The following is a 25273-nucleotide window of genomic DNA, read 5'->3' as shown; positions in this document are numbered from 1 at the left end:
TCAGGCAGAACTCGCGGAGCGTCCATGTCCGGCAATACCTACGGCAAGCTGTTCACTGTCACCACCGCTGGCGAGAGCCATGGCCCGGCGTTGGTCGCCATTGTCGATGGATGCCCTCCGGGCCTGGAAATTTCCCTCGCCGACCTGCAGCACGACCTTGACCGGCGCAAGCCCGGCACCAGCCGGCACACCACCCAGCGCCAGGAAGCCGACGAGGTGGAAATCCTTTCCGGCGTGTTCGAAGGCCGCACCACCGGCTGCTCGATCGGCCTGCTGATCCGCAACACCGATCAGAAGTCCAAGGACTACTCGGCCATCAAGGACCTGTTCCGCCCGGCCCACGCCGACTACACCTACCACCACAAGTACGGTATCCGCGACTACCGCGGCGGCGGCCGCAGCTCCGCCCGTGAAACCGCCATGCGCGTGGCCGCCGGCGCTATCGCCAAGAAGTTCCTGGCCACCCAGGGCATCACCGTGCGTGGCTACATGAGCCAGCTGGGCCCGATCGAAATCCCGTTCAAGACCTGGGAGTCGGTGGAGCAGAACGCCTTCTTCAGCCCCGATCCGGACAAAGTACCTGAGCTGGAGGCCTACATGGACCAGCTGCGCCGAGACCAGGATTCGGTGGGCGCCAAGATCACCGTGGTCGCAGAAGGCGTGATGCCCGGGCTGGGCGAGCCGATCTTCGACCGCCTGGATGCAGAGCTGGCCCATGCGCTGATGAGCATCAACGCGGTCAAGGGCGTGGAAATCGGCGCCGGTTTCGCCAGTGTGGCCCAGCGCGGCACCGAGCACCGGGACGAGCTGACCCCGGAAGGCTTCCTCAGCAACAACGCGGGCGGCATTCTGGGCGGTATTTCCTCGGGCCAGCCGATCGTTGCCCACCTGGCACTGAAGCCCACTTCCAGCATCACCACCCCGGGCCGCTCGATCGATGTCGATGGCAACCCGGTGGACGTCATCACCAAGGGCCGCCACGACCCGTGCGTGGGCATCCGTGCCACGCCGATTGCCGAGGCGATGATGGCCATCGCGTTGATGGACCACCTGCTGCGCCACCGTGCGCAGAATGCCGATGTGCAAGTGAATACCCCGGTGCTGGGCCAGCGCTGATCCAACTGCACCGGCCTCTTCGCGGGTAAACCCGCTCCTACATTGGGATATCACTGCCCTCAGGTGCAGTGACAGGGTGAAATCCGCGTAGGAGCGGGTTCACCCGCGAAGAGGCCGGCCCAGGTCCCCACAAGGCCACCCCATGCAACCCATCCCCTACTGGCGCCTGTCCAGCTTCTACCTGTTCTACTTCGCCCTGCTGGGCTCCACCGCACCGTTCCTGGCGCTGTACTTCGACCACCTGGGCTTTTCCCCGGCGCGCATCGGCGAGCTGGTGGCCATCCCCATGCTGATGCGCTGCGTGGCCCCCAACCTGTGGGGCTGGCTGGGCGATCGCACGGGCCAGCGCCTGTTGATCGTCCGCCTTGGCGCGCTGTGCACCCTGGCCACCTTCGCCCTGATCTTCTTCGGCAAAAGCTACGCCTGGCTGGCGCTGGTGATGGCCCTGCATGCGTTTTTCTGGCATGCGGTGCTGCCGCAGTTCGAGGTCATCACCCTGGCCCACCTGCATGGGCAGACGTCGCGCTACAGCCAGGTACGTCTGTGGGGTTCGATCGGTTTCATCCTCACCGTGGTTGGCCTGGGCCGCTTGTTCGAATGGTTGAGCCTGGACATCTACCCGGTGGCGCTGGTCACGATCATGGCCGGCATCGTCGCCGCCAGCCTGTGGGTGCCCAATGCCCAGCCGGTGGAGCAGGGCGGGCGCAGCGGCACGGGGGGCTTCCTGCAGCAGTTGCGTGCCCCGGGGGTGATCGCGTTCTACGTGTGCGTGGCCCTGATGCAGCTCAGCCACGGGCCGTACTACACCTTCCTTACCCTGCACCTGGAGCACTTGGGCTACACGCGCGGTGCCATCGGCCTTCTATGGGCGCTTGGGGTGGTGGCCGAGGTGCTGATGTTCATGGTCATGAGCCGCCTGTTCGCTCGTTTCAGCGTGCAGCGCGTGTTGTTGGTCAGCTTCCTGCTGGCGGCATTGCGCTGGCTGCTGCTGGGTAACCTGGCGCAGGAGCCGGCAGTACTGATCTTCGCCCAGCTGCTGCACGCGGCCACCTTCGGCTGCTTCCATGCCGCCAGCATCGCTTTCGTCCAGGCCAGCTTCGGCGCCCGCCAGCAGGGCCAGGGCCAGGCGCTTTACGCAGCGCTGTCGGGGACCGGCGGTGCGCTGGGGGCGCTGTACTCAGGCTACAGCTGGAAGCTGCTGGGCCCCACCTTCACCTTTGGTATGGCCAGTGCCGCAGCCTTGGCCGCAGCCGTTATCATTGCCCTTTGTTCGCAACCGACCAGGACCCGCCCCTGATGAGCATTCTCAGCGTTTTCCACCCCGCCAGCCCGGCACTGCCGAACAAGGTGCTGACTCACCACGACGACATCGCCGCTACGTTGGCCGAGCAGGGCGTGCGCTTTGTGCATGCCGAACCTGGCCTGCGGGTGCGCCCGGGCACGGCCCAGGACGAGGTGCTGGAGGTTTGCCGCGCGTATCTGGATGAGTTGATGACGGCGCATGGCAGCAAGGCCTTCGCGCTGCTCAACCGCGACGGTGAAGACCCGGCACAGGTCGATGTGCGTGATGAACATGTGCATGATGCTGACGAGCTGTTTGCCGTGGTCAGCGGGCGGGCGCAGGTTGGCCTGCGGCTGGGGGACTGGGTGTATTCGGTGCTGTGCGAGAAGGGTGACCAGCTGCTGGTGCCGGCCGGGACGCGGCGTTGGGTTGAGTTGGGTGATACACCGTTTTGCCTGGCGTTGCGCTTGTATGGCAGCGAGCAGGGCATGCAGGCGCGGTTTACCGGGGATGTAACGGCACGGGCGTTTCTGGGGATCGACGAGTTGTAATGGCATTGCCGGCCTCTTCGCGGGTGAACCCGCTCCTACATTGACTGCGCGATGCCAAGGGCGGCGCAACCGTCGGTCGTAGGAGCGGGTTTACCCGCGAAGAGGCCAGGTCAGGCGACACAAATCTCAACGATAGGTCGGCAGTGCAAACCGCTGCTGGCTTTGCAGCATCGAGATCACCGGCAATTCACTGGCCTCTTCAGCCAGGTCACGACGGATGGCACTGATCGCCCAGGACAGCTGCTCGGCACTGTGCAGTTGCCCATAGGTCAGCACCCGGCGGGTAACCTTGCCATCCGCTGCGCGCAGGGTAAGCAGTACACCGCCATCGGGCCGGGCTTTGGTATTCACCTGATAGGCGGAAAATACCGATGCGAACTTTTGCTGGATGAGGTCCATATCAACTCCTGGCTGTTGTGTGGCAGACATGAGTTGATGGTTGCAGTGACCGTGCCAGAATCCTGTTTGGCGAAAAAACCAGTAAATACAGGAGGTTACGGGGAATTTCCAGAAGCGGCATCGTGCAGGCTGCACGGTCGTGCATTTTGCACAGTGCATTTTGCACGGGTCAGGGTTTGCCTATCGGCTTCATAGAATCTGAACCTTTGACCGCAATGGCATGCCTGACGAACACTTGGGCCATCAATTATGCCAGGAGGTTCCCTATGTCCAGCCAAGCCGCACCCGCCACCATGACCGATGACGAAACCGCTGCGTTCGCCGAGCAGGTGTTCGAACGTGCCCGCCAGGGCGACGCCGACATGCTCGGGCGCCTGCTTGCCAGCGGCCTGCCGGCCAACCTGCGTAACCACAAGGGCGATACCCTGCTGATGCTGGCCAGCTACCACGGCCACCACGAGGCGGTGCGCGTGCTGCTGGCGCAAGGTGCCGATCCGCTGATTGCCAACGACAATGGCCAGCTGCCGATTGCCGGTGCCGCATTCAAAGGGGACCTGGCGATGATTCGCCTGCTGGTGGAGCATGGCGTGCCGGTGGATGCCGCCGCGCAGGACGGTCGCACCGCGCTGATGTTGGCGGCCATGTTCAACCGCAGCGAAATCCTCGACTACCTGCTGGCACAAGGGGCCGATCCGGCGCACCAGGATGCCCGTGGCATCACCGCCCTGATGGCGGCGCAAACCATGGGCGCAGCAGACACCGCCGCGCGCCTGCAAGTGCTGGCCGGCTAACCGCCTGGGGGCATTTGCGGCTATCCTTGGAGACTTTTCACCCGTCGCAGGCCCCCTTTCATGAAAACTCAGTTGCTCGAATTCATCAGCCTCATTGGCGCCGGCTGCATGCGTGAGGCAGACATCGAGCGTATCGCCGACGAGGCCGCCCAGGCCTACGCCGACCCTGCCGCCTTCCTGGCCGCCAATCCCGACATCAACTACGACGACACTTTCCCGATTCCCCTGGGCGAATGGGTGGTGCTGGGCAGCCTGCCGGATACCGTGGTGTTCCAGGCCGACAGCTATCAGGAGCTGTTCCAGCAGATCAGTGATTCGTTCGACAACAGCGTGCTGTTTACCCTCAAGCCCAAGCAACTGGCCCGTACCGAGCCACTGACCGCGCTCAACCGTATCCAGGTGCAGATGGGCGCGCTGAACAAGGAGGCGGGGGGTTATGTGCTGCTCAACTTCAGCCAGTTGCTGGATGACGAGCTGCAGATGGTCATGGTGGGGCAGCAGGACCTGGCACGGGTAATGGAGCTGGGTGCAGCGCTGGGCATCAAGGTCGAGCCGGCGCTGGAGGCTTTGAAAGTCGCCGTCCACATCTGATACCAGTGATTGCTTGTTCGCGGGCATGCCCGCTCCCTCAGGTACTCCAGCGCATCAGGCCCTGTGATAACCCTGTGGGAGCGGGCGAGCCCGCGAAGAGGCCGGCTCACGAAACATCAATCTTCAGCCCAGCGCAGTGTCGAGAAACATCATCACCGCAAACCCGCCCATCAACCCCAGGGTCGCCGCTGTCTGGTGCCCGTTGCGGTGGGTTTCGGGGATCACCTCGTGGCTGACCACAAAGATCATCGCCCCTGCCGCCAGCCCCATGCTGATCGGGTAGGCGAGGGCAAAGCCGGTAGAAATCCCCAGCCCGATCACCGCCCCTAGCGGCTCCATCAGGCCCGACCCTATCGCCACCAACGCGGCCTTCAGGTTGGAAAGCCCTGTGGCGCGCAAGGCCAGTGCCACGGCCAGCCCCTCGGGGATGTCCTGGATGGCGATGGCACTGGTCAGCGGCAGGCCGATGTTCATGTCGCCATTGGCAAAGCTCACGCCAATCGCCATGCCTTCAGGCAGGTTGTGCAGGGTAATCGCCAGCACAAACAGCCACACCCGGCTGATGCGCTCGGCTTCGGGCCCGCACGGGCCGGTGCTTTCGTGTTCATGCGGGGTGAAGCGGTCCAGGCCCAGCATCAGCAGCACACCCAGGCCCATGCCCAGCACCACGGTAAACGCGGCGGCCGGGCCGTTGCCCGTGATCTCGCGGGCAGCCTCCAGGCCCGGCAGAATCAGCGAAAACGAACTGGCTGCCAGCATCATGCCGGCAGCAAAGCCCAGCATCACATCCTGGGTGCGTGCATTGACATCGCGCAGCACCACCGCCAGCACGGCGCCCAGTGCGGTGGCGCCAAAGCCCGACAACCCGCCCAGCATGGCCAGGTGCAGGTTTTCGGCATGGTCGCCGTTCACCGCGTTCCAGAGGCTGGCGGCCAGCAGCACGCACACCGCCAGCAGGCTCAGCCCCAGGCCGGCACTGAGCCAAGGGGTATCGATGGCCTGTTGGCGCCAGGCCTGCAGCAGTGAAGGTGGGGCGGCGCTTTGGCTATGGGTAGGTGGCATACGAACCTCGAATCAGTGAATGCAATCAGTCTACCGAGGGACCTGCGACATCCGCCAAGGATTCCCTTCTATTGGCGCGATAGCTGACTATGCTGTGCAGCAAAGCCTCTGGACAGGAATTCAGACATGGGATCTACCTTTAACAGCCTGGTCGGGCTGATCATTCTGGCGCTGGATATCTGGGCCATTCTCAACGTGATCAAGAGTGGCAGCGAGGTGGGCATCAAGGTGTTGTGGATCTTGTTGATCGCCTTGCTACCGGTGGTGGGGCTGGTGATCTGGGCGATTGCCGGGCCGCGGGGGAATGTGCGGCTCTAAGCGCGGTACTGACATAGCCAGTAATAGGGGCGTGACAAAATTTTCACATTGGTTTAAACAGAATCCGCACCCGCATAATGCTGCGTTGGCCTAGCGCCATCGCCTCTTCGCAAACCGCAATCCTAGGACCTTCCCATTCATGGCTAACACGGACGCCTTGAAGCAACAGGGCGCGCGAACGTCATTTTCGCCGACCTTGAAATCCCACCTGGCCTACACGCTGCTCAGCGGCCTGGTGATCATGCTGATGCTCAGCCTCGTGCGCCTGGCGCTGCTGGCCTACAACAACGACATGGTCGGCGATACCCCTTATTCGACGGTCGCCGAAGGCTTCCTCAACGGCTTGCGCTTCGACCTGCGGGTGGTGGTTTACATCAGTATTCCGCTGCTGCTGGCCATCCTCAGCCCCTGGGCCATGGCCCGGCGTGGCGTGTTCCGTTTCTGGCTGACCCTCGCTTCGAGCGTGGTGATGTTCCTCGGCCTGATGGAAATGGACTTCTACCGCGAGTTCCACCAGCGCCTCAACGGCTTGGTTTTCCAATACATCAAGGAAGACCCGAAAACCGTCATGAGCATGCTCTGGTACGGTTTCCCGGTGGTCCGCTACCTGCTGGCCTGGGCCGTCGGGACCTGGCTGCTGAGCCTGCTGTTCAAAGGTATCGATCGCGCCACCCGTGCCGAAGGCCTGTACCGCGTTGCCCCGTGGTACAAGCGCCTGGCGGTATTCATGGTGATCTTGCTGGTGGCCGTGGTCGCTGCCCGTGGCACCCTGCGCCAGGGCCCGCCGATGCGCTGGGGTGATGCCTTCACCACGGACTCCAACTTCGTCAACCAGCTGGGCCTGAACGGCACCCTGACCCTGATCGACGCTGCCAAGAGCCGTTTTGGCGAGGACCGTGCCAACATCTGGAAGCCAGTCCTGGAGCAGGACGTGGCCACGCAAAGTGTGCGTGAGCAACTGCTGACCGCCCACGACACGCTGGTCGACGCCGACGAAGCCGCTATCCGCCGCGACTTTGTGCCGCCGGCTGACCGTACCCTGCCGATCAAGAACGTGGTGGTGATCCTGATGGAAAGCTTCGCCGGCCACTCGGTAGGCGCGCTTGGCAGCCCCAACAACATCACCCCGTACTTCGACAAGCTGGCCAAAGAAGGCCTGCTGTTCGACCGCTTCTTCTCCAACGGCACCCATACCCACCAGGGCATGTTCGCCACCATGGCCTGCTTCCCCAACCTGCCAGGTTTCGAATACCTGATGCAGACCCCGGAAGGCGGCCATAAGCTGTCGGGCCTGCCGGCGCTGCTCAGCGCCCGTGACTACGACGACGTGTACGTCTACAACGGCGACTTTGCCTGGGACAACCAGTCCGGGTTCTTCGGCAACCAGGGGATGACCACCTTCATCGGCCGTAATGACTTCGTCAACCCGGTGTTCTCCGACCCGACCTGGGGTGTGTCCGACCAGGACATGTTCGACCGCGGCAACGAAGAGCTGGCCAAGCACGATGGCAAGAAGCCGATCTACGCGCTGCTGCAGACGCTGTCCAACCACACGCCGTATGCCCTGCCGAAGGACTTGCCGGTTGAGAAGGTTACCGGCCAGGGCCGTCTGGACGAGCACCTGACCGCCATGCGTTATTCGGACTGGGCGCTGGGCCAGTTCTTCGAGAAGGCGCGTAAGGAGCCTTACTTCAAGGAAACCCTGTTCGTCATCGTCGGTGACCATGGCTTTGGCAACCACCAGCAGGTTACCGAGCTGGACCTGGGCCGCTTCAACGTACCGCTGCTGCTGATTGCCCCGGGCATTCAGGAGAAGTTCGGTGCGGTGAACCACACCGTGGGTACCCAGGTCGACATCGTGCCGACCATCATGGGCCGCCTGGGTGGCAAGGCTCGCCACCAGTGCTGGGGGCGTGACCTGCTCAACCTGCCCGAGGGTGACCAGGGCGTGGGCATGATCAAGCCGTCGGGCAGCGAGCAGATTGTCGGGCTGGTGCAGGGTGACCGTATCCTGATCGAGTCCAAGGACATGAGCCCGCGGATGTACCGCTACCAGTTGGGCAGCGAGTTCAAGGCCGAACTGATCGAAAGCCCGGACCAGCCGGAAATGCTCAAGAAGCTGGAAGCGTATATCCAGACGGCGACCAAGAGCCTGCTGGATAACACCGCTGGCGTGGTGCACGGCACACCGAAGTAAACCGGGGCCGCGTTGCGGCCCATTCGCGGGCTTGCCCGCTCCCACAGGCATTGCACAGGGTTCGAACCTTGTGCTGGCCCTGTGGGAGCGGGCAAGCCCGCGAATGGGCCCCGCACATTTTTCCCGGACTGAACATTATCCCTGCCCCAAGGTCAGTTATTCAGGCATCACACACCTGGTGTTCGTTGACTGAGAGGGTCCGTTCAATGAAAGAGTGGGAAGTCATTTTTGCCGACCAGAAGGGCGAACCGTCCGCATTGCTGTTGCATGCCGAGCATTGCCCCAGCGAGGAAGACGCTGCACGGGCCATCCGCTCACACCTGTTTCCGGTGATGGACGAGCTGGACCTCAACGACTTTCAGGACCGTATCATCTCCCCGACCGCACGCTGGCTCAAAGAGCATAGTGGTGTGACTATCACCAGTATTCACGAAGTACCCTGAACCACACGTTTGCGTGGTGCCTTGGCAGGCGCTACGCTGGTGGAGGGCCTACCTGTTCTTTGGGTTGGCGCCGCCTCAATAATTCGCGTCTTGCATCAGCTCGAACTGCCCGGCCTTTGCCGGCAGGTGCGTAGTGCACGGAAAGTCTATCCATTGCTTTATTCAGGAGGACGATTCATGAGCAGCCAGAACGACGATATCAGCAGCAACGTCCTGCGCCAGATGAAGGCAGGCGGTTTCGACTTCACCCAGATCCACCCCATCGAGTTCTATGCCGTATTCCCAGACGAAGCAGGGGCCCGTCGTGCAGCCGGGCAGTTTCGCGGGGAATCGCTCAATGCCCAGGTGAAGGAGCTGGGCGACGGTGCCTGGCACCTGGAACTGAGCAAGGTCATGTACGCCACCCATGGCGGGATTGGCGACTTTGAAGAGGCCTTCGAGCAGTTGGTGACACCGTATGGGGGTGAGGTGGAAGGGTGGGGCGTCAAGCACGAGCGGCTCACGGCCTGACAGTTTTGTGTTGGCCCGTTCGCGGGTTAACCCGCGCCTACACATTGATGGATGGTGGACACCACCTGCCGTTGTAGGAGCGGGTTCACCCGCGAATACGGTGGCGGCAGCAACGGTGAACGACCAGGGATATTGGCCAGCAGGCCCGGCCCTTTCGCGGGTGAACCCGCTCCTACGACGGTCTGTGTCCGACCCCAGGTGTGTGTCCAACCCCCGGTGTGCGTCCACCACCGTGTAGGCGCGGGTTTACCCGCGAAGAGGCCCTCAAGGCTTACGCGTTGCCATGTGCCCCAAATAGGCCAACAGCGCATCCAGTTCCTGTTCACTCAACACACTTTCGGCAAACCCCGGCATCTTCGCCTGCGGCCAGTGCCGCAGGCTTTGCGGGTCGCGTATCAACTTGCGTAAATAAACCGGCTGAAAATACTCGGTCGGGTTATACGGCACATTCAAGTCCGGCCCCACCTGCCCATCCCCCGCACCGTTCAACCGGTGGCACACCAGGCAATTCTGCTGGAACAGGGCAAAGCCCTGACGCACCGGGCTGTCGGCCGGCAGCTTCGGGTCGGGCAGCAGCGCAGGAAACCGCTGGTCCGCCGGGGCCAGCTTGCGAAGGGTGGCAATCTGGAATGGCCACTGTTCAGGGCGGATGCCGCTGGCCTGCGGCGCAGTCCACACTAGGTAGAACGGCCCGGCACTTGGCTTGCCTTGACCCAGTGGCGGCCACGGCTTGCCTGGGTCTTCCACGGCCAGCCAGGCCCGTGCTGGCCCTGGCTGCAGCAATGCCGCAGCGGGCATTTCGGCGGCAAAGCCATCCAGCGCCACGGCCTGCAGGTGATCGCGGGCGCTCACGCCTTCCAGCAGCGTGGCCAGCGGCACCGCCCGATAGTGCATGGGGCGTTTGTAGGATACGTCCTGCTCGATACTGATGTCCTGGGCCTCAGGGTGGCCAAGCAGTTCGGCGCTGCTCCACTGGCGCGGTGTCGCGCCCAGTTCAAGGTGCAGTTGCGCCGCCGACAATGGCAGGCTCAGGAGCAACGCTAGCAGGGCAAGGCAGTGGCGCATAGGCAATCTCCGACCATCAAGGCCAGCAGGTTACCTGTGCGTTGCCCGTTGGCGCCACCGCTGCCGTCAGCCAAACAAACGTGTCAGGTTCGGCAAGATCAATAGCAACGTGGTGGCAAATAAAATGAGCCCGGCTTGGCGAATTTTCGATTGTCTGAACATGGCGGACCGCCTTCTTGTTGTTATTCCTGAATACCCGTTGGCTTCCTTGTCGTCGCGCTTCGGGTCGATCGCAGCGGCGTTGCATGGCGCCGGACTGCTTGCCTCTTGAAAGTGGATATACCTTCAACAGTAGGGTGTGCGTTATCCATATTTGAGAACCCTTTGTTCTAACCGTGCACTAAAACCATTCCTCTGGCTATGAGGCCAATTGCTATCTAGCTGGCACGCTCTATCTAGACAGTGGCGCAACTACCCGGCACGCGCCGACGAAATGTGACCGTTCGTCAGTGCAGCCTACTTGCTTGTACGTGCCTTTCGCGGCAGTCTCTACAGCAGATTCCCACCCATGTCGTTCAGGACTACCCCTATGTCGTTACGCATCTGCATCCTTGAAACCGATGTCCTGCGACCGGAGTTGACGGCGCAATATCAGGGCTACGGCAGGATGTTCGAGCAGCTCTTCTCGCGTCAGCCGATTGCCGCCGAATTTTGTGTGTACAACGTGATGCACGGCGACTATCCCGCCGACAGTGAAAAGTTCGATGCCTACCTTGTGACGGGCAGCAAGGCCGATTCGTTCGGTACCGACCCGTGGATCCAGACGCTAAAGGCCTACCTGCTCAAGCTGTACGAGCGCGGTGAAAAGCTGCTGGGCGTGTGTTTTGGCCACCAGTTGCTGGCCTTGACCCTGGGTGGCAAGGCCGAGCGGGCTGAGCAAGGCTGGGGCGTGGGTATTCATCGCTACTCGTTGGCGGCGCATGCGCCGTGGATGGACCCGGAGGTGTCGGAGCTGACCTTGCTGATCAGTCACCAGGATCAGGTGACCGAACTGCCGGAAGGCGCTACGGTGATCGCCTCCAGCGATTTCTGCCCGAATGCCGCGTATCACATTCGCGACCAGGTGCTGTGCTTCCAGGGACACCCGGAATTCGTGCATGACTACTCCCGCGCACTGCTCGATGCGCGCCAGGAATACCTGGGTGACGAGGTGTACCACAAGGCCGTCGCCAGCCTGGCCACCGAGCACCAGGGTGATTTGGTAGGGGAGTGGATGTTGCGCTTTATCCAGCAGCCGTCAAAGGCCGGCGACAGCGCCGCGTAATCGGTGGCAACCCTTCGCGGGCACGCCCGCTCCCACAGGTGATGCACAATTTCCAGCATTGTGCGCAACCTGTGGGAGCGGGCGCGCCCGCGAAGAGGCCATCAAAGCCAACCCGATTTCTTGAAGCTGGCATACAACCCGGCACACCCCGTCACAATCACCCCCAGTACTGCGAAGTAACCGTAGTGCCAGCTCAGCTCCGGCATGTTCTGGAAGTTCATGCCGTAAACCCCGGCAATGGCCGTAGGGAATGCCAGAATCGCCGCCCAGGCCGCGAATTTGCGCTGCACGATGCTTTGCCGTGACGACTCCAGCAGCATGCCGATCTCGATCGTCTGGCTGGCAATGTCGCGGATGCCGGCCAAGTCTTCCATCTGCCGCGTCACGTGAATCTGCACATCACGAAAGTACGGGCGCATGTTCTTGTCGATAAACGGGAAGCTCAGGCGCTGCAGTTCTTCGCTCACTTCAACCAGGGGTGCCACGTAGCGGCGCAGGCGCAGGATGTCACGGCGCAGGCTGTGCAGGCGGCGGATGTCGTCTTCCCGCAGCGAGCCGCCCAGTACGCTTTCCTCCAGCGCTTCGATCTCGCCATGAATGGCCTCGCTGACCGGCTGGTAGTTCTCGGTGACGAAGTCGAGCAGGGCGTACAGCACGAAGTCTTCGCCATGTTCCAGCAGCAGGGGCCGAGCCTCGCAGCGCTGGCGGACCATGGCGTAGGATTTGGAGTGGCCGTTGCGGCAGGTGATGATGTAGCCGTTGCCCGCGAAGATATGGGTTTCGATGAATTCCAGTTTGCCTTCGTGGCGCACTGGCGAATAGGTGACGATGAACAACGCGTCACCGAAGGTTTCCAGCTTGGGTCGGCTGTGTTTTTCCAGGGCATCTTCGATGGCCAGTTCGTGCAGGTTGAACTGCGACTGCAGGTTGGCCAGCTCCTCGGCATTGGGCTCTTCCAGGCCGATCCACACGAAATGCCCCGGCTTGCGCGCCCACTCGCTGCCTTCGTCGATGCTGATGTTGGTAACCTTTCTGCCGGCGCTGTACACCGCCGATGCCACGACTCGACCCATGGTTGTCCGCTTATTCGTTTGAACACGGATACAGCTTGGGCTGTACCCGGCTCCAGAGCAACCCCGGATCAGGCCAGTTCTTTTTCCATGCGGTCAATGCACTGCTGCATTTGCCCACGGCATTGCTCGATCAGCGCTGGCAGGTCCTGCAGCGTCATGCCCGTCGTGGCAATGGGTGGCAGCGAGCGCACGATTACCGTGCGCTGGCGCCAGCTGTTCAGGCTCAGGCGCCTGGCATAGCGGCTGACGCAGACCGGCACGATCGGCACACCGGCCTCGATGGCCATGTGAAATGCGCCTTTCTTGAACGCCAGCAGATGCTCGCCGGGATTGCGGGTGCCTTCGGGGAAAATCCAGATTGAGGTGTCGTCCTGCAGAACCCGGGTGGTCTTCTGTAAGGCCCTGCGCGCCTGATAGGCATTCTTGCGGTCGACCAGCACGTTGCCGCCCAGCCAGAACAATTGGCCGAACAGCGGGATCCAGCCCAGGCTCTTCTTGCCGATGGCGACGGTGCGCTGCGGCACCACTTGGCCCAGCACGAACAGGTCGAAGTTGGACTGGTGGTTGGCCACGATCACGCAGCCGGGCGGGTGGTCCCACAATGGGCCTACTTCGGCCTTGACCTTGATGCGCATCAGCCAGGTGGCCGGCAAGCTGTAGAGCCGGGCGAAAACGCGGCTGTTGTCAGGGTTGAAGGGGCGGCACAGGCCAATGAGCAGGCCCACGGTGCCAACGGCAAGAAAATGCAGCCCCAGCAGGAACATACGCAATGAATAAAGCATGGTACGACTCACACCAGACGGTCGCGGGGCAGTGTACGGGTGTGCACTGGCTGGGGCAAACCTTGGTGCAGGCCTGTTCCGGCCCTTTCGCGGGCAAGCCCGCGAAAAGGGCCCGTGCGGCTAGCCCATGTGCTGCTGATCCAGCTCGATCGCCTTGTCCAGCGCCTCCAGCAGCCCTTTGCGCACTTTCAGCTTGGTGTTCTTGTGCGCCAGCATGTTCAGCTTCTTCAGCTCCCGCGCTGCGGTCATTGCCGCTTCCTGCAACTGCTCGGCCGGCACCACCTTGTCGAGGAAGCCGGCATCCACGGCACCCTGCGGGTCAAACACTTCGGCATTGATCACCGAGCGGTGGAAGGCCGAGCGGCGCAGGCGGTCGCGGGCCAGTTCAATGCCGGCGTGGTGCATGGTCATGCCGATCTGCACTTCGTTCAGGCATACCTTGTACGGCCCTTCGACGCCGATGCGGTAGTCGGCCGACAGCAGCAGGAAGGCGCCCTTGGCCACGGCATTGCCGGGGCAGGCGACCACCACCGGGAACGGGTGCGACAGCAGCCGGCGGGCGAGGGTGGAACCGGCGGTGACCAGGCTGATGGCCTCTTGGGGGCCGCGGGTCATCACCTTGAGGTCGTAACCGCCTGACAGAATGCCCGGCTGCCCGGTGATGATCACTACTGCACGCTCCTCGGTAGCGCGGTCCAGCGCTGCATTGAAGGCAGTGATGACGTCCGGCGAGATGGCATTGACCTTGCCGTTGTTCAGGGTAAGGGTGGCGATGCCGTCTTCGGCGTGGTAGGTAATCAGCTCGCTCATGGCAGAGTCCTTTTGTTGGCGTGGCGACGACGTTACCCAGCGCCAAGGGCGAGGTAAAGCAGCAAGGCTGACTGGTCGGTCAGTGCTCACGGCAGCCCAAGTGCAAATACATGAAAAAATTGAAAAAAATGCTTGCCAAAGGGAAAGTCTTTCACTAAATTAGCGCACCTCGACGGGCTGCAAGGCTTGAAGAGAAACGGTGAAGTGTCCGAGTGGTCGAAGGAGCACGCCTGGAAAGTGTGTATACGAGAAATCGTATCAAGGGTTCAAATCCCTTCTTCACCGCCACATTCTACGAAAAGCCCCCGCGCTGAAAAGTACGGGGGCTTTTTGTTTTCAGGGCCATTGGGGCTGCTGTGCAGCCCATCGCGACACAAGCGGGCTTGCCCGCGAAGCCAACACCGTGGTGGATGGCACGGGCTTCGCCCGTGTTCGCGGGCAAGCCCGCTCCCACAGGTCGCGAAAGGGCCGCAGAGCGGCCCCGGCAATCTAGAAGCTGATCGAAGCCGAAAGCCGAGCGGTACGCGGTGCCCCCTGGAACAGGTAGTTATCCCCCAGGTAATCCCCCACATCGCGCCAGTAACGCTTGTCCAGCACGTTATCCACCGTCAGCCGCAGCACCGTGTCATACCCGGCAACACGGGTACTGTAGCGGCTACCAAGGTCGAACACGGTATACCCGCCAACCTCCACATTGCCCGCCTGGCTCGCATACTTGCTGGCGCTATACCGCGCACCGCCCAGCAGCGCGAGCCCCGGAACCGGCAGGGTATATTCCGCATGCAGCGCCGCCCGGAATTTAGGCACGTTGATCGCCTGGTGCCCTTCATAGGCTTCGGTACCGCTGTTCTGCACCCGCGCCCGAATGGCTGCCGCACTGGCCTGTACCTGCAGGTTCGGGGTCACCCGGCCGCTGGCGCCCAGTTCCAGGCCGGTATTCTTCTGCTGGCCTTGCTGCACGTAGGTGAAGTTGCCGGTGCCGTCCGGGCGCGCGTACTGGTAAGCCTGGCGGATCTGGAACAGGGCGGCACTCAGGCTCAGGCCTTGCCAGTCGTGCTTGACGCCCAGTTCCAATTGGCGGGAGGTGGTGGGCGCAAGGATCTCAGCTGCATTGCTGGCGAACCAAGGGGCCGTGCCTCCGGCAGACAGGCCCTTGGCGTAGCTGGCGTATACCGTGGTGTTCGGCTGCGGTTTGTAGATAAGCGCAGCGTTGGGCAGTAGCTCGTATTGGCGGGTATGGCGCCCGGCTACGCCGTTCTCGTCCCAGGTCTTTTCATCCAGGCGCACTTCACGGGCGCCCAGCACGGTCTGCCATTGCTCGTTGAAGCTGATGCGGTCGCTGACGAACAAGCCGTACTGGCGGCTGTCCAGCCGGCGTTCGCTGGCGCCGACGGGTTTGTCGGACGGATCGAGGTCTGGGGCGCCGGTATGGATGTTGCCGGTCCCAAGCCACTCGTTGTAGTACGGGCGCTGATCCAGTGTGCGTCGCTGCGCACTGGTACCCACAGTCAGCTCGTGCCCCACCCCCAGCGCATCGAAGTGCCCGTTGAGCATGGCCTGCGCCTCGTCGGTTCGGCGGGTATCGTCGGGGCTGCGGAAGTCATAGATGTCGTAGTCACCATTGCTGCCGAAAAACGCCCCCTCGCTCGAACCCCAGGCAAACGCGCTGTAGTCGTCGATCACCACTTTGCTGCGGGAGGCGCTCACGGTGCCGGTCCAGGTATCGTTGAAGCGGTATTCGAAGCGCCCGCCCAGGTTCAGCGAGTCGTTCTGCACGGGCTTTGCCCAATGCTGGTAGGCCAGGCGGTCTTCCGGGTCGATGCCGTGGGGCACTTCAGTGCCTCCGAGCAGTTGGTAACCCGGCACCGACGCCTGTTCGCGATGCTGGTACTCGGCATCCAGCTGCAGGGTGGCATCCGGGTTGATCTGCCAGTCGAATGCCAGCGAGGCGAAGTCGCGCTTGCCGTCAGCGTGGTCGACGTAGGTGCGGATGTCTTCATGGGCCAGGTTGGCGCGCAGGCCGAACTGCTTTTCGCTGCCGAACCAGCCGCCAAGGTCGGTGGCCAGATAGCGTTCGCCCTGTTCGTTGGTCGATACCGTGACGCTGCGTATGTCTTCGGCGCGCTTGGTCACATAGTTGATCAAGCCGCCCGGCTCCGACACGCCGGTCTGCAGCCCGGACAGGCCCTTGAGCAATTCCACCTGCTGCTTGTTTTCCAGGGCTACGTTCTGCTCTCCGGCAATGGTCTGGCCATTGATGCGGTAGCTACTGGCGGCGTTCAGCTCGAAGCCGCGCACATTGAAGTTTTCGTAGTAGCCGATGGGTGCATAGCTTTCGCCGACCGAGGCATCGCTTTGCAACACTTCGCTAAGCTTGCGTACCTGGCGGTCTTCCAGCAACTGCTGGCTGAACACGCTGACAGAGGCGGGGGTGTCGAGCAGGGGCGCGGGCTGGAAGCCGCCCACAGCGGCCTGGCGTGCCTGGTAGCCATCATTGGCGTAGGTGTCGGAGACCTGCAACGGGGCCAGCATCACGCTGTCTTCGGCAAACACAGAGGGGCACTGCAGGGCCAGGCCCAGGCTGAGCAGGCTCAGGGGCAGGCGGGGGTGATGCGGGGGCATGCGGTGGGGCTCCTGGATGCGCGATACCTGTGCCGGCCCTTTCGCGGGTAAACCCGCTCCTACACCGGTTGGTGAAACACCGGTTGGTGAAACACCGGTTGGTAATGCACCGGTTGGTGATACACCAGGTGGTGATACCCCTGTAGGAGCGGGTTTACCCGCGAAGAGGCCGGCACAGGCCATGAAAAAGGCGGCATCTTACCAGCCGCCTTCCACATAAAACGATCCGGGCCCGGTGTATTCAGTCAGCCAGTCCTGATCGGCCGCTTGTGCTGCCGCCAGTTGTCATCGATCTTCGACCAGGTCTTGCCATCGGTAATGGCCATCAGCTTGCGTCCATCCTTGAAGGTGGCCAGAAAGGTCGCTTCTTCTTCCTTGCCACCCAACCACAGCCCGGCCAGCAGCCCTACTGGCCCTGCCACCAGGGCGCCGGCCACGCCCCAGCCCAAGGCGCTGCCAAGGTTGCGGTTGGTTTCCAGGCTGGCCAGCCGCAAGTCGCTGATGCGTGCCAGGGAAATCCGCTCACCGGGTGAGGGGCTGCGCGCGGTCTTGAGTGTGAGCGATCCATTGCGATACTCGCCTTCACCTTGCAAGAAATCGCCGGACTGTACCGTGAGTCTTGTCATAAATTCATCCTGTCAGGGAAAGGGCATTCCAGCGCTTACTGAGCGCTGCCCCGGCAGGCAAGTCAACGGCATTGCGACGGAGGGTAGTGCGGTACTTTGTCGCCATGGCTGGCCTCTTCGCGGGCATGCCCGTACCCACCACTGCCCTGAGTTTTGTGAGGCACCTGTGGGAGCGGGCGTGCCCGCGAAGAATCCAGCGCGCATTTTTCAGGCCACCTGCAAGGCATTCTTGCGCTTGCGTTCGGCCCATCCCCAGGCCAGCAACGCCAGCCCGCCAATCACCAGCCCCGCCACCACGATCCCCATCCAGCCCTGGCGCTGGAACAGCTGCGTGCCCAGCAACGACCCAAGCGCCCCGCCAATGAAGTAGCAGGTGATATAACCGGCATTCAGCCGCGTGCGTGCCTCGGGCCGCAGGGCGATCACTGCGTTCTGGTTGCTCACATGCACCAGTTGTACCGCCAGGTCGAGCATCAGCACGCCCAGCAGCAAGGCGAGCAGGGACTGTTCGGCAAACCCCAGCGGCACCCACGACAGCAGCAACACCACCAGGCCCACGGTGGTACCCAGCGCGCCCTTGCCGCGGTCTGCCAGGCGCCCGGCCCAGTTGGCCGACAATGCACCCGCCGCACCGGCCAGGCCGAACAGGCCGATCACTGCATCCGAATAGTGGTAGGGGCCTTTTGCCAACAGAAACGCCAGGGGTGTCCAGAACAGGGCGAACAGGCTGAATGCCAACAGACCGAGCAGCGAGCGCAGGCGCAGCACGGGCTCTTCGATGAACAGACGGAACACGGAGCCGATCAGCGCCGGGTATTTCAGCCCGGCGTGGCTGTGGTGCTGTGGCAGGCTGCGGTACAGCGCCACGGCGGTAACTGCCATCAGCACTGCGGCCAGCACGTAGATACTGCGCCAGCCACCCAGCTCGGCCATGAAGCCGGCAGCAGTGCGCGCCAGCAGGATGCCCAGCAGCAGGCCGCTCATCAGTGTGCCGACCGCGCGCCCACGCTGATGGGGCTCGCTCAGGGTCGCTGCCATCGGCACGAGGATCTGTGCCACCACCGAGAACAGCCCGGTCAGCGCCGTGCCGAGCAGCAGCCAGGGCAGGCTGGGTGCACAGGCGCTGATGACCAGGCCCAGGGTGGAGACAACGGTCATCACGGTAATCAGCCGGCGCTGCTCGAACAGGTCGCCCAGCGGTGCCAGCAGCAACAGGCCGGCGCCATAGCTGAGTTGCGCGGCAATCACGATGCTGCCGGCGCTGGCGGTGCTCAAGCCAAACTGCTGGGCGATGCTGTGCAGCAGCGGTTGGGCGTAATAGTTGCTGGCCACGGCCAGGCCTGTGGCGGTGGCCATCAGCAGGATCAAGGCGCGGCTGAGAGTGGGGGTGTGCATGCAATTCTCGTGGGGTCAGTGGTGTGTAGTGATGATTATCAGCAAGTGTCAGGCATGACACCAATGTATAGTTTTCAGTCTATTCATCTTGAAAGCAGATAGATCGATGAACCTCAAGCAGCTCGAATATGCCCTTGCCGTGGCCGACACCGGCAGTTTTACCCGCGCGGCGGAGCGCTGCCATGTGGTGCAGTCGGCCCTTAGCCATCAAGTAGCGCGGCTGGAGGCGCAGCTGGGGGTGAGCCTGTTCGAGCGTAGTTCGCGGCGGGTACGCCTGACCCCTGCGGGGGAAGCCTTTGTGCTCAGCGCGCGGCCCGCGGTGGAAGCGGCCCGGCGCATTGCCGATGACGTGGCGGCGGCCTGCGGCCAGGTGCGCGGGCGGCTGGCGATTGGTGAAATCAGCTCGCTCACCGCGCTGGATCTGGTCGACCTGTTGGCGGTGTTCCACGGTCGTTATCCGGATGTGGATGTGCGCTGGCTCACGGCCAAGAGCGAATTGCTGATCGCTGACGTACTCGAGCGGCGCCTGGACGTCGGCTTTATCGGGCTGTGGCAGGGCGAAGTAGTGCAGGGGGTGCAGCATCGGTTGCTGGCCCGGGAAGAACTGGTGGCGGTGTTGCCGTTGGGGCACCGCTTGGCGGGTAGGGCACAACTGGCGCTGGCTGACCTGGCAGGCGAAGTGTTGGTGGACTTCCCCGAAGGCACCGGGGCGCGACGACAGACCGACGAGGCGTTTCAGGCGGTGGGGTTGCAGCGCAGGGTGCAGTTCGAGATCGGGCATGTTCGTCTGGTAGAGAAATTCGTGCAGCGGGGCATGGCCGTCGGCCTGGTGCCCGAGCGGGTGGCTCAAGGCATCGAAGGTGTAGCAGTGGCGCGGTTGGTGGATGCGCCGGTGCGGCACTTGTATGCGGTGTGGTCGTCCAGCCCCACACCGGCTGCCCGGGCTTTTCTGGACGTGATGGAACAGTGCCTGGGGGCAAAGAAAGGCTAAGCCTGTGCCGGCGCTGTCGCGGCACAGGCAACCTTTGAATCAGGCTGCAAACCCACCATCTACAGTCAGGCTGGCCCCGGTGATATACCCGGCTTCAGGCCCTGCCAGGTAAGCCACGAAGCTGGCAATCTCCTCCGGCTCGCCATATCGCCCAATGGCCATGAGCGGAATCAGGCTCTCGGCAAACTCGCCACTGGCCGGGTTCATGTCGGTGTCCACCGGGCCGGGCTGCACATTGTTCACGGTAATGCCCTGCGGCCCGAGGTCGCGTGCCATGCCGCGGGTCAGGCCAACCAGTGCCGACTTGCTCATGGCGTACGGTGCACCACCGGCAAACGGCATGCGCTCGGCGTTGGTGCTGCCAATGTTGATGATACGACCGCCCTGGCCCATATAGCGTGCCGCGGCCTGGCTGGCGACGAACACGCTGCGTACGTTCACGGCCAGCATGTGATCGAAGTCGGCCAGGTCGAACTCTGTCACTGGGGCCACTGCCAGCACACCGGCGTTGTTGACCAGGATATCCAGCCGGCCCAAGGCCTTCACGGTGTCATCCACCGCCAGCTGCACGGCCGCGGCATCAGCGCTGTCAGCCCGCAGGGCCAAGGCTTTGCCGCCGTTCTCGGTAATTTCCCGGGCCAGTTCTTCGGCCGGGCCGGCAGAGCTGACATAGGTGAAGGCCACTTGCGCGCCTTCGCGGGCCAGGCGCCGTACGATGGCTGCGCCAATGCCTCGGGAACCGCCCTGAACCAGGGCCACTTTGCCTTCGAGTGTAAGTTGCTTGGACATGCTGTTCTCCTGCTGGAAGCCAGGCCGAAATGCCTTGGATGGGCACAGTATCGGCGCTCGATTGCCTACTGATAAGATGGTAATCACTATCAGCAGAGTAAACCTTTGGTTGCTAATCATGGCCATGGAATCATTCAGCGCGTTGGAATGCTTCATCCGCAGTGCCGAGGTCGGCAGTTTTGCCGAAGCCGCCAGGTGCCTGAGCCTTACCCCGGCTGCCGTGGGCAAGCACGTTGCGCAGCTGGAAGCGCGCCTGGGTGTGCGGTTGTTCCAGCGTAGTACCCGCAAGCTGACCTTGACCGAAGCGGGGCAGCGTTTTCTCGGCGAGGTCAGTGACAGCTTTCGCACCATTCAGTACGCCGTGGCCAACCTGGCCAGTGCAGAAGGCCAGCCGGCCGGGTCGTTACGGGTGAGCATGGGCACGGTGTTCGGGCGTTTGTATGTGCTGCCGTTGCTGGGGGAATTCTTGCGCCGATACCCGGCGATTACCCCGGATTGGCATTTCGACAACCGCCAGGTCGACCTGATCGGCCAGGGCTTCGATGCAGCGATTGGCGGTGGTTTCGAACTGCCGCCAGGGGTGGTGGCGCGCAAGCTGACCCCGGCGCACCGGGTGTTGGTGGCGGCGCCGGCCTATCTGCAGCGGCACGCGCCGATAGAAGACCCGCAGGTGCTGCAACGCCATGACGGCATCCTGGTGCGGTCACCGCAGACCGGGCGGGTGCGCTCGTGGCCGTTGACCAGCCGTTGGCAGGCGCAGCAGCCGCTGCAATTGCGCCAGGCGATGACCATGAGCGATTCGGACGCGGCGTGCGCGGTGGCCGAGCAGGGGCTGGGCATTGCCCTGGTGAGCCTGCCGTTTGCCGTGCCCTACTTGCTGGCCGGGCGGCTGCTGCGGGTGTTGCCGGACTGGTATGTGGACGATGGGCATATCAGCCTGTATTTCGCCGAGCACAAGCTGTTGCCGGGCAAGACCCGGGCGTTCATCGATTTTGTGGTGGAGCAGTTTGCCGAGCAGGGGCTGGCGGGGCGGTTCGATGCCCTGCAGGCCCTTTAGAGAATTATTGCCTGTGCCGGCCCTTTCGCAGGCCCGCCCGCGCCCACAGGGATATCACAGCCCTGAAGACAGTGGGGTCCTTGTGCGGGCGTGCCCGCGAAGAGGCCGGTTCAGACAACATCGACAATGAACGATACCTGCGCCCCCAGGCTCACCTCGTCATCCACCCGCTTGCCCAGCAACAGCTGCCCCAGCGGCGAACGCGGGGTAATCACCGTCGCCAGCCCGTCACCCTCGCCAATCTTCAACCCCGCTGCCTCAGGCCCGAGAAACAGCCGGCGCTGCCCGCCATCTTCATTTTTCAGGGTCACCAGGTTGCTTACCTGCACACCGCGCGCCGGGTCGTAATCACGCAGCAGCAACTGCTGGTAGATCACCAGCGCCTGGCGGATCTCGGCACTGCGGCGGGCCTGGCCAGTGGCCAGGTACGAGGCCTCCAGGCCCAGCGTGTCGTACTTGTTCTCGGCGATGTTCTCTTCGGCGGTGGCAGCCTCGTAGGCGGTTTGCGCCGCGCGGGTCAGCACGTCCAGGTCATGCTCGAGGGTGGCGACAATCAGCGCCAACAGGTGGGGCTTGTCCATGGTCAGTAACAGAACTCCAGCACGTTGGCCTGGCTTTTTTCGGTGGGCGCGGTACGGTTTTGCTGCAGCCAGAACTGGCACTTGGGGCTGTTGAGGTTGCGCGGGTTGCCTTGGGCGGCATCGGCGGCCTGTTGCAGCTCCTGTTTGTGCAGGATGTCCTTGTAGCGTTCGAACATCTCGGCCTGGGCATCCTGGGCAGTGGCCGGTGCAGGCGTTGCAACGGGGCGGTCTGCATGCGGGGCTACAACCTGGGCCAGAGGTTGCACCTGCTGTGGCCACAACTGCTGGGCCAGCCACAGGCTCGCGGCAATGGCCATGGCGCCTAGCCACAGGCCCAAGGCAACGCACATGATCAACGGCAACGGCTTGAGGGTGATCTTCAATTCACGGTGGCGCGGCATGGCAGCTTCCTGGCAACGTGGTAGGGGGGCATTGTCGCATGCGCTTGGGCATTTTTCTGCGCAGATGCTTTTGTCAGCGCCAATTTATGCGCAGAATTCGCGGTTTTTGCACCAGCACGGGAGGGGCGCATGAAAGCCACCTGGGACATCTTCTGCAGCGTCGTCGACAACTACGGCGATATCGGCGTTACCTGGCGCCTGGCCCGGCAGTTGGTGGCCGAGCACGGCCTGGCGGTGCGCCTGTGGGTGGATGACCTCAACGCTTTCACGCCCATGTGCCCTGGCGCCGATGCCACGGCGGCGCAACAGTGGCAGCACGGTGTGGATGTACGCCACTGGCCGGCAGCGTGGTTGCCGGTGGCGCCGGCCGATGTGGTGATCGGCGCATTCGCCTGCCAGTTGCCCACAGCGTATGTCGAGGCCATGCGCGCCCGTCCGCAGCCGCCGCTCTGGCTCAACCTCGAGTACCTGAGTGCCGAGGACTGGGTGGAGGGTTGCCACGGGTTGCCTTCGCCGCAGCCCAACGGTTTGCGCAAGGTATTTTTCTTCCCGGGCTTTACCGACAAAACGGGTGGTTTGCTGCGCGAGGGTTCGCTGCTGGCCCGGCGTGACGCGTTCCAGCAGTCGGCGGAGGCGCGCCGTGCCTTTTTGCAGGGGCTTGGTGTAGACCTTGTGCCGGGTGCGCTGCTGATCTCGTTGTTCGCCTATGAAAACCCGCAGCTTGGCAACTGGCTTGATGCCCTGGCCACGGCTGACCAGCCTTGCCACCTGCTGGTCCCGCAAGGGCGCGTCGTCGCGGGGCTCAGCCAGTGGTTGGGCGAGGGGCCGCTGCACGTGGGTGATGTGCGCACCCGCGGGGCGCTGACCGTTCAGGTGCTGCCTTTCGTCAGCCAGGACGACTTCGACCGGCTGTTATGGTGCTGTGATTTCAATGCCGTGCGTGGCGAAGACTCATTCGTGCGTGCGCAGTGGGCGGGGCAGCCGATGCTGTGGCACATCTATGTGCAGGACGAGAATGCCCATTGGGAAAAGCTCGAAGCGTTCCTCGCGCATTATCGCTGCGGCCTGTCAGACGATGCCGATGCAGCCCTGCTGGGCCTGTGGCGTGCCTGGAACATGGATTTCGACATGGGCCAGGCCTGGCGGGCGGCCCGCCAGCATTGGCCGGAACTGCAGCAGCATGCTCGCCTTTGGGGGGCGCGACAGGCCGCTCAGCCGGACCTTGCCACAGCGCTAGTACACTTTTACCGAAATTCGCTATGATACGCGGCCTCGATTTTTATAAATCCATCCAGATTCGGATACTTCGTAATGAAAACTGGTAAAGAACTGAAACCCGGTACCGTCCTGCGGATCGACAACGACCCGTGGCTGGTTCAAAAAGCTGAGTTCACCAAGTCGGGCCGTAACAGCGCGATCATGAAGACCAAGCTGAAGAACCTGCTGACCGGCTACAAGACCGAAACCGTATACGGTGCGGACGACAAGCTGGACGACGTGATCCTGGATCGCAAAGAAGCGACCCTGTCGTTCATCAATGGTGACGAGTACACCTTCATGGACACCACCGACTACACCATGTACGAGCTGAACGCCGAAGACATCGAAGCCGTTCTGCCGTACATCGAAGAAGGCATGGAAGACGTCTGCGAAGCCGTGTTCTTCGAAGGCCGTCTGGTGTCGGTTGAGCTGCCGACCACCATCAGCCGTAAAGTTGTCTACACCGAGAACGCTGCTCGCGGTGACACCTCCGGCAAAGTCATGAAGCCTGCCAAGCTGGCGAACGGTACCGAGATCTCGGTTGCCGACTTCATCCAGATCGACGAGTGGATCGACATCGACACTCGCGACAACAGCTTCAAAGGCCGTTCCAAGAAGTAATGCTTCTTGCGAGACGCAAAAAACCCGGCGCAAGCCGGGTTTTTTATGCCTGTGTGCTCGTGCTTTGTGGGTGCAACTGTCGTGCTCAATTTCTAAAAGCTGGCGCAGATCCGTGTGGGAGCGGGCTTGCCCGCGAACACGGGCGAAGCCCGTGCCATCCACCGCGGCGTATTCTTCGCGGGTAAACCCACCCACAGAGGATCGCGCAAGCCTTTGCGTCTTAGACGGTTACGTGCAGGCGCACATCCACATTACCCCGGGTGGCATTGGAGTACGGGCACACCTGGTGCGCCTTTTCCACCAGCCCTTCGGCATCGGCCTGGGCCAGGCCCGGCAGGTTGATGTGCAGGTCGATGTCCAGGCCGAAACCGCCCGGGATCTGGCCGATGCCCACCTTGGCGGTGATCGAGGAATCTGCCGGCAGGGCTTTCTTCTCTTGCCCGGCCACGAATTTCAAGGCGCCGATGAAGCAGGCCGAGTAACCGGCGGCGAACATCTGCTCGGGGTTGGTGCCGTCACCGCCCGCGCCGCCCAGTTCTTTGGGGGTGCTGAGCTTGACTTCCAGCTTGCCATCGCTGGAGCGGGATTTGCCGTCGCGCCCACCGGTGGAGGTTGCTTCTGCGATGTACAGCGGAGTGACCTTTTGCATCTTGAGCCTCGCTAATGTGCTGTGCAC

General features: G+C 62.8%; 27 protein-coding genes and 1 tRNA gene. 15 read left to right on the top strand and 13 right to left on the bottom strand.

The genetic code is table 11. The features are described from left to right. Positions 1 to 24 precede the first annotated feature (24 nt). From aroC to AC3RCM_RS20455, 3 genes are all read left to right on the top strand, one after another. Positions 25 to 1116: a chorismate synthase gene (gene aroC / locus AC3RCM_RS20465; protein WP_003252803.1), complete on the top strand. Its 1092-nt coding sequence runs from the start codon at positions 25 to 27 to the stop codon at positions 1114 to 1116. A 142-nt stretch (positions 1117 to 1258) separates the two neighbouring features. Next, complete coding sequence (locus tag AC3RCM_RS20460; RefSeq protein WP_020192206.1) at positions 1259 to 2413, top strand: MFS transporter; 1155 nt, start codon at positions 1259 to 1261, stop codon at positions 2411 to 2413. Next, complete coding sequence (locus AC3RCM_RS20455) at positions 2413 to 2949, top strand: oxidase (protein ID WP_064492978.1); 537 nt, start codon at positions 2413 to 2415, stop codon at positions 2947 to 2949. Before AC3RCM_RS20460 ends, AC3RCM_RS20455 begins: the two co-directional genes overlap by 1 nt. A gap of 126 nt (positions 2950 to 3075) precedes the next feature. Here AC3RCM_RS20455 and AC3RCM_RS20450 read toward each other — a convergent pair whose 3' ends face one another. Further along, positions 3076 to 3348: a DUF3509 domain-containing protein gene (locus AC3RCM_RS20450; RefSeq protein WP_003252809.1), complete on the bottom strand. Its 273-nt coding sequence runs from the start codon at positions 3346 to 3348 to the stop codon at positions 3076 to 3078. Between the two features lie 266 nt (positions 3349 to 3614). Between AC3RCM_RS20450 and AC3RCM_RS20445 the strand changes: the two genes are divergently transcribed. Together AC3RCM_RS20445 and AC3RCM_RS20440 are read left to right on the top strand one after the other, a co-directional pair. Further along, the gene (locus AC3RCM_RS20445) at positions 3615 to 4139 is read left to right on the top strand and encodes an ankyrin repeat domain-containing protein (RefSeq protein WP_003252811.1); all 525 of its coding nucleotides are present in this window, start codon (positions 3615 to 3617) and stop codon (positions 4137 to 4139) included. 60 nt (positions 4140 to 4199) lie between these two features. Continuing rightward, positions 4200 to 4730, top strand: a complete 531-nt coding sequence (locus AC3RCM_RS20440) for a hypothetical protein (protein ID WP_409320459.1) — start codon at positions 4200 to 4202, stop codon at positions 4728 to 4730. A gap of 123 nt (positions 4731 to 4853) precedes the next feature. Here the strand turns inward: AC3RCM_RS20440 and AC3RCM_RS20435 are convergent, their stop codons facing one another. Continuing rightward, positions 4854 to 5792 (bottom strand): ZIP family metal transporter, encoded by a 939-nt coding sequence (locus AC3RCM_RS20435; protein WP_064492977.1) that lies wholly within the window; start codon positions 5790 to 5792, stop codon positions 4854 to 4856. 126 nt (positions 5793 to 5918) lie between these two features. Between AC3RCM_RS20435 and AC3RCM_RS20430 the strand changes: the two genes are divergently transcribed. The 4 genes from AC3RCM_RS20430 to AC3RCM_RS20415 all read left to right on the top strand — a co-directional run bounded on the left by AC3RCM_RS20430 (position 5919) and on the right by AC3RCM_RS20415 (position 9260). After that, a complete protein-coding gene (locus AC3RCM_RS20430; RefSeq protein WP_003252818.1) occupies positions 5919 to 6110 on the top strand; it encodes a PLDc N-terminal domain-containing protein in 192 nt (63 codons plus the stop codon). 139 nt (positions 6111 to 6249) lie between these two features. Beyond that, positions 6250 to 8307 carry an LTA synthase family protein gene (locus AC3RCM_RS20425; protein WP_492629101.1) on the top strand — a complete coding sequence of 686 codons (2058 nt, stop codon included), beginning with the start codon at positions 6250 to 6252 and terminating at the stop codon, positions 8305 to 8307. Between the two features lie 206 nt (positions 8308 to 8513). Next, a complete protein-coding gene (locus AC3RCM_RS20420; protein ID WP_020192211.1) occupies positions 8514 to 8750 on the top strand; it encodes a hypothetical protein in 237 nt (78 codons plus the stop codon). Between the two features lie 177 nt (positions 8751 to 8927). Further along, positions 8928 to 9260 carry a ribonuclease E inhibitor RraB gene (locus tag AC3RCM_RS20415; RefSeq protein ID WP_003252824.1) on the top strand — a complete coding sequence of 111 codons (333 nt, stop codon included), beginning with the start codon at positions 8928 to 8930 and terminating at the stop codon, positions 9258 to 9260. A gap of 264 nt (positions 9261 to 9524) precedes the next feature. Here the strand turns inward: AC3RCM_RS20415 and AC3RCM_RS20410 are convergent, their stop codons facing one another. Next, complete coding sequence (locus tag AC3RCM_RS20410; RefSeq protein ID WP_336095389.1) at positions 9525 to 10325, bottom strand: cytochrome c; 801 nt, start codon at positions 10323 to 10325, stop codon at positions 9525 to 9527. A 529-nt stretch (positions 10326 to 10854) separates the two neighbouring features. Between AC3RCM_RS20410 and AC3RCM_RS20405 the strand changes: the two genes are divergently transcribed. Next, on the top strand, positions 10855 to 11589 hold the full coding sequence (locus AC3RCM_RS20405) for an amidotransferase (RefSeq protein ID WP_010952873.1): 735 nt from the start codon (positions 10855 to 10857) through the stop codon (positions 11587 to 11589). Between the two features lie 101 nt (positions 11590 to 11690). Here AC3RCM_RS20405 and AC3RCM_RS20400 read toward each other — a convergent pair whose 3' ends face one another. From AC3RCM_RS20400 to AC3RCM_RS20390, 3 genes are all read right to left on the bottom strand, one after another. Beyond that, positions 11691 to 12662 (bottom strand): magnesium and cobalt transport protein CorA, encoded by a 972-nt coding sequence (locus AC3RCM_RS20400; RefSeq protein WP_003252830.1) that lies wholly within the window; start codon positions 12660 to 12662, stop codon positions 11691 to 11693. Positions 12663 to 12730: 68 nt separating this feature from the next. Next, positions 12731 to 13444 carry a lysophospholipid acyltransferase family protein gene (locus tag AC3RCM_RS20395; protein ID WP_064491513.1) on the bottom strand — a complete coding sequence of 238 codons (714 nt, stop codon included), beginning with the start codon at positions 13442 to 13444 and terminating at the stop codon, positions 12731 to 12733. Between the two features lie 120 nt (positions 13445 to 13564). Next, entirely contained in the window at positions 13565 to 14254 is a 690-nt protein-coding gene (locus tag AC3RCM_RS20390; RefSeq protein ID WP_076403568.1) for a crotonase/enoyl-CoA hydratase family protein, read from the bottom strand. A gap of 198 nt (positions 14255 to 14452) precedes the next feature. Between AC3RCM_RS20390 and AC3RCM_RS20385 the strand changes: the two genes are divergently transcribed. Continuing rightward, positions 14453 to 14542 (top strand) — tRNA-Ser (locus AC3RCM_RS20385). A gap of 201 nt (positions 14543 to 14743) precedes the next feature. Here AC3RCM_RS20385 and AC3RCM_RS20380 read toward each other — a convergent pair. The 3 genes from AC3RCM_RS20380 to AC3RCM_RS20370 form a co-directional block, all read right to left on the bottom strand. Then, positions 14744 to 16876 carry a TonB-dependent siderophore receptor gene (locus AC3RCM_RS20380; protein WP_104887205.1) on the bottom strand — a complete coding sequence of 711 codons (2133 nt, stop codon included), beginning with the start codon at positions 16874 to 16876 and terminating at the stop codon, positions 14744 to 14746. 245 nt (positions 16877 to 17121) lie between these two features. Then, positions 17122 to 17502 (bottom strand): hypothetical protein, encoded by a 381-nt coding sequence (locus tag AC3RCM_RS20375; protein WP_020190956.1) that lies wholly within the window; start codon positions 17500 to 17502, stop codon positions 17122 to 17124. 207 nt (positions 17503 to 17709) lie between these two features. Beyond that, positions 17710 to 18897: an MFS transporter gene (locus AC3RCM_RS20370; protein ID WP_014754115.1), complete on the bottom strand. Its 1188-nt coding sequence runs from the start codon at positions 18895 to 18897 to the stop codon at positions 17710 to 17712. A gap of 106 nt (positions 18898 to 19003) precedes the next feature. On the opposite strand from AC3RCM_RS20370, the gene AC3RCM_RS20365 reads away from it, so the two are divergent. Next, positions 19004 to 19888: a LysR family transcriptional regulator gene (locus AC3RCM_RS20365; protein WP_064490986.1), complete on the top strand. Its 885-nt coding sequence runs from the start codon at positions 19004 to 19006 to the stop codon at positions 19886 to 19888. A 39-nt stretch (positions 19889 to 19927) separates the two neighbouring features. Here AC3RCM_RS20365 and AC3RCM_RS20360 read toward each other — a convergent pair whose 3' ends face one another. Then, a complete protein-coding gene (locus tag AC3RCM_RS20360) occupies positions 19928 to 20677 on the bottom strand; it encodes a 3-oxoacyl-ACP reductase family protein (RefSeq protein WP_064490987.1) in 750 nt (249 codons plus the stop codon). Positions 20678 to 20795: 118 nt separating this feature from the next. Between AC3RCM_RS20360 and AC3RCM_RS20355 the strand changes: the two genes are divergently transcribed. Next, positions 20796 to 21734, top strand: a complete 939-nt coding sequence (locus tag AC3RCM_RS20355; RefSeq protein ID WP_492629100.1) for a LysR family transcriptional regulator — start codon at positions 20796 to 20798, stop codon at positions 21732 to 21734. Positions 21735 to 21844: 110 nt separating this feature from the next. Here AC3RCM_RS20355 and AC3RCM_RS20350 read toward each other — a convergent pair whose 3' ends face one another. Continuing rightward, positions 21845 to 22315, bottom strand: coding sequence for a GreA/GreB family elongation factor (locus tag AC3RCM_RS20350; protein ID WP_492629099.1), 471 nt, complete (start codon positions 22313 to 22315; stop codon positions 21845 to 21847). 2 nt (positions 22316 to 22317) lie between these two features. Then, entirely contained in the window at positions 22318 to 22716 is a 399-nt protein-coding gene (locus AC3RCM_RS20345; protein ID WP_020193656.1) for a hypothetical protein, read from the bottom strand. A gap of 129 nt (positions 22717 to 22845) precedes the next feature. Between AC3RCM_RS20345 and earP the strand changes: the two genes are divergently transcribed. Together earP and efp are read left to right on the top strand one after the other, a co-directional pair. Beyond that, entirely contained in the window at positions 22846 to 23979 is a 1134-nt protein-coding gene (gene earP / locus AC3RCM_RS20340; RefSeq protein WP_064490990.1) for an elongation factor P maturation arginine rhamnosyltransferase EarP, read from the top strand. Between the two features lie 48 nt (positions 23980 to 24027). Next, complete coding sequence (efp, locus tag AC3RCM_RS20335) at positions 24028 to 24597, top strand: elongation factor P (protein WP_003252871.1); 570 nt, start codon at positions 24028 to 24030, stop codon at positions 24595 to 24597. 220 nt (positions 24598 to 24817) lie between these two features. Here efp and AC3RCM_RS20330 read toward each other — a convergent pair whose 3' ends face one another. Continuing rightward, positions 24818 to 25246 (bottom strand): organic hydroperoxide resistance protein, encoded by a 429-nt coding sequence (locus AC3RCM_RS20330; protein WP_104962299.1) that lies wholly within the window; start codon positions 25244 to 25246, stop codon positions 24818 to 24820. Positions 25247 to 25273 lie beyond the last annotated feature (27 nt).

This window comes from Pseudomonas sp. GW823-FHT05G12, assembly GCF_058795575.1.
The sequence above is the reverse complement of the archived record's forward strand: the minus strand, read 5'-3'. Positions and strand labels throughout refer to the sequence as shown.

Coding starts and splice junctions, on each gene's coding strand:
- aroC (WP_003252803.1), top strand. CDS start 25: ATGTCCGGCAATACCTACGGCAAGCTGTTCACTGTCACCACCGCTGGC.
- AC3RCM_RS20460 (WP_020192206.1), top strand. CDS start 1,259: ATGCAACCCATCCCCTACTGGCGCCTGTCCAGCTTCTACCTGTTCTAC.
- AC3RCM_RS20455 (WP_064492978.1), top strand. CDS start 2,413: ATGAGCATTCTCAGCGTTTTCCACCCCGCCAGCCCGGCACTGCCGAAC.
- AC3RCM_RS20450 (WP_003252809.1), bottom strand. CDS start 3,348: ATGGACCTCATCCAGCAAAAGTTCGCATCGGTATTTTCCGCCTATCAG.
- AC3RCM_RS20445 (WP_003252811.1), top strand. CDS start 3,615: ATGTCCAGCCAAGCCGCACCCGCCACCATGACCGATGACGAAACCGCT.
- AC3RCM_RS20440 (WP_409320459.1), top strand. CDS start 4,200: ATGAAAACTCAGTTGCTCGAATTCATCAGCCTCATTGGCGCCGGCTGC.
- AC3RCM_RS20435 (WP_064492977.1), bottom strand. CDS start 5,792: ATGCCACCTACCCATAGCCAAAGCGCCGCCCCACCTTCACTGCTGCAG.
- AC3RCM_RS20430 (WP_003252818.1), top strand. CDS start 5,919: ATGGGATCTACCTTTAACAGCCTGGTCGGGCTGATCATTCTGGCGCTG.
- AC3RCM_RS20425 (WP_492629101.1), top strand. CDS start 6,250: ATGGCTAACACGGACGCCTTGAAGCAACAGGGCGCGCGAACGTCATTT.
- AC3RCM_RS20420 (WP_020192211.1), top strand. CDS start 8,514: ATGAAAGAGTGGGAAGTCATTTTTGCCGACCAGAAGGGCGAACCGTCC.
- AC3RCM_RS20415 (WP_003252824.1), top strand. CDS start 8,928: ATGAGCAGCCAGAACGACGATATCAGCAGCAACGTCCTGCGCCAGATG.
- AC3RCM_RS20410 (WP_336095389.1), bottom strand. CDS start 10,325: ATGCGCCACTGCCTTGCCCTGCTAGCGTTGCTCCTGAGCCTGCCATTG.
- AC3RCM_RS20405 (WP_010952873.1), top strand. CDS start 10,855: ATGTCGTTACGCATCTGCATCCTTGAAACCGATGTCCTGCGACCGGAG.
- AC3RCM_RS20400 (WP_003252830.1), bottom strand. CDS start 12,662: ATGGGTCGAGTCGTGGCATCGGCGGTGTACAGCGCCGGCAGAAAGGTT.
- AC3RCM_RS20395 (WP_064491513.1), bottom strand. CDS start 13,444: ATGCTTTATTCATTGCGTATGTTCCTGCTGGGGCTGCATTTTCTTGCC.
- AC3RCM_RS20390 (WP_076403568.1), bottom strand. CDS start 14,254: ATGAGCGAGCTGATTACCTACCACGCCGAAGACGGCATCGCCACCCTT.
- AC3RCM_RS20380 (WP_104887205.1), bottom strand. CDS start 16,876: ATGCCCCCGCATCACCCCCGCCTGCCCCTGAGCCTGCTCAGCCTGGGC.
- AC3RCM_RS20375 (WP_020190956.1), bottom strand. CDS start 17,502: ATGACAAGACTCACGGTACAGTCCGGCGATTTCTTGCAAGGTGAAGGC.
- AC3RCM_RS20370 (WP_014754115.1), bottom strand. CDS start 18,897: ATGCACACCCCCACTCTCAGCCGCGCCTTGATCCTGCTGATGGCCACC.
- AC3RCM_RS20365 (WP_064490986.1), top strand. CDS start 19,004: ATGAACCTCAAGCAGCTCGAATATGCCCTTGCCGTGGCCGACACCGGC.
- AC3RCM_RS20360 (WP_064490987.1), bottom strand. CDS start 20,677: ATGTCCAAGCAACTTACACTCGAAGGCAAAGTGGCCCTGGTTCAGGGC.
- AC3RCM_RS20355 (WP_492629100.1), top strand. CDS start 20,796: ATGGCCATGGAATCATTCAGCGCGTTGGAATGCTTCATCCGCAGTGCC.
- AC3RCM_RS20350 (WP_492629099.1), bottom strand. CDS start 22,315: ATGGACAAGCCCCACCTGTTGGCGCTGATTGTCGCCACCCTCGAGCAT.
- AC3RCM_RS20345 (WP_020193656.1), bottom strand. CDS start 22,716: ATGCCGCGCCACCGTGAATTGAAGATCACCCTCAAGCCGTTGCCGTTG.
- earP (WP_064490990.1), top strand. CDS start 22,846: ATGAAAGCCACCTGGGACATCTTCTGCAGCGTCGTCGACAACTACGGC.
- efp (WP_003252871.1), top strand. CDS start 24,028: ATGAAAACTGGTAAAGAACTGAAACCCGGTACCGTCCTGCGGATCGAC.
- AC3RCM_RS20330 (WP_104962299.1), bottom strand. CDS start 25,246: ATGCAAAAGGTCACTCCGCTGTACATCGCAGAAGCAACCTCCACCGGT.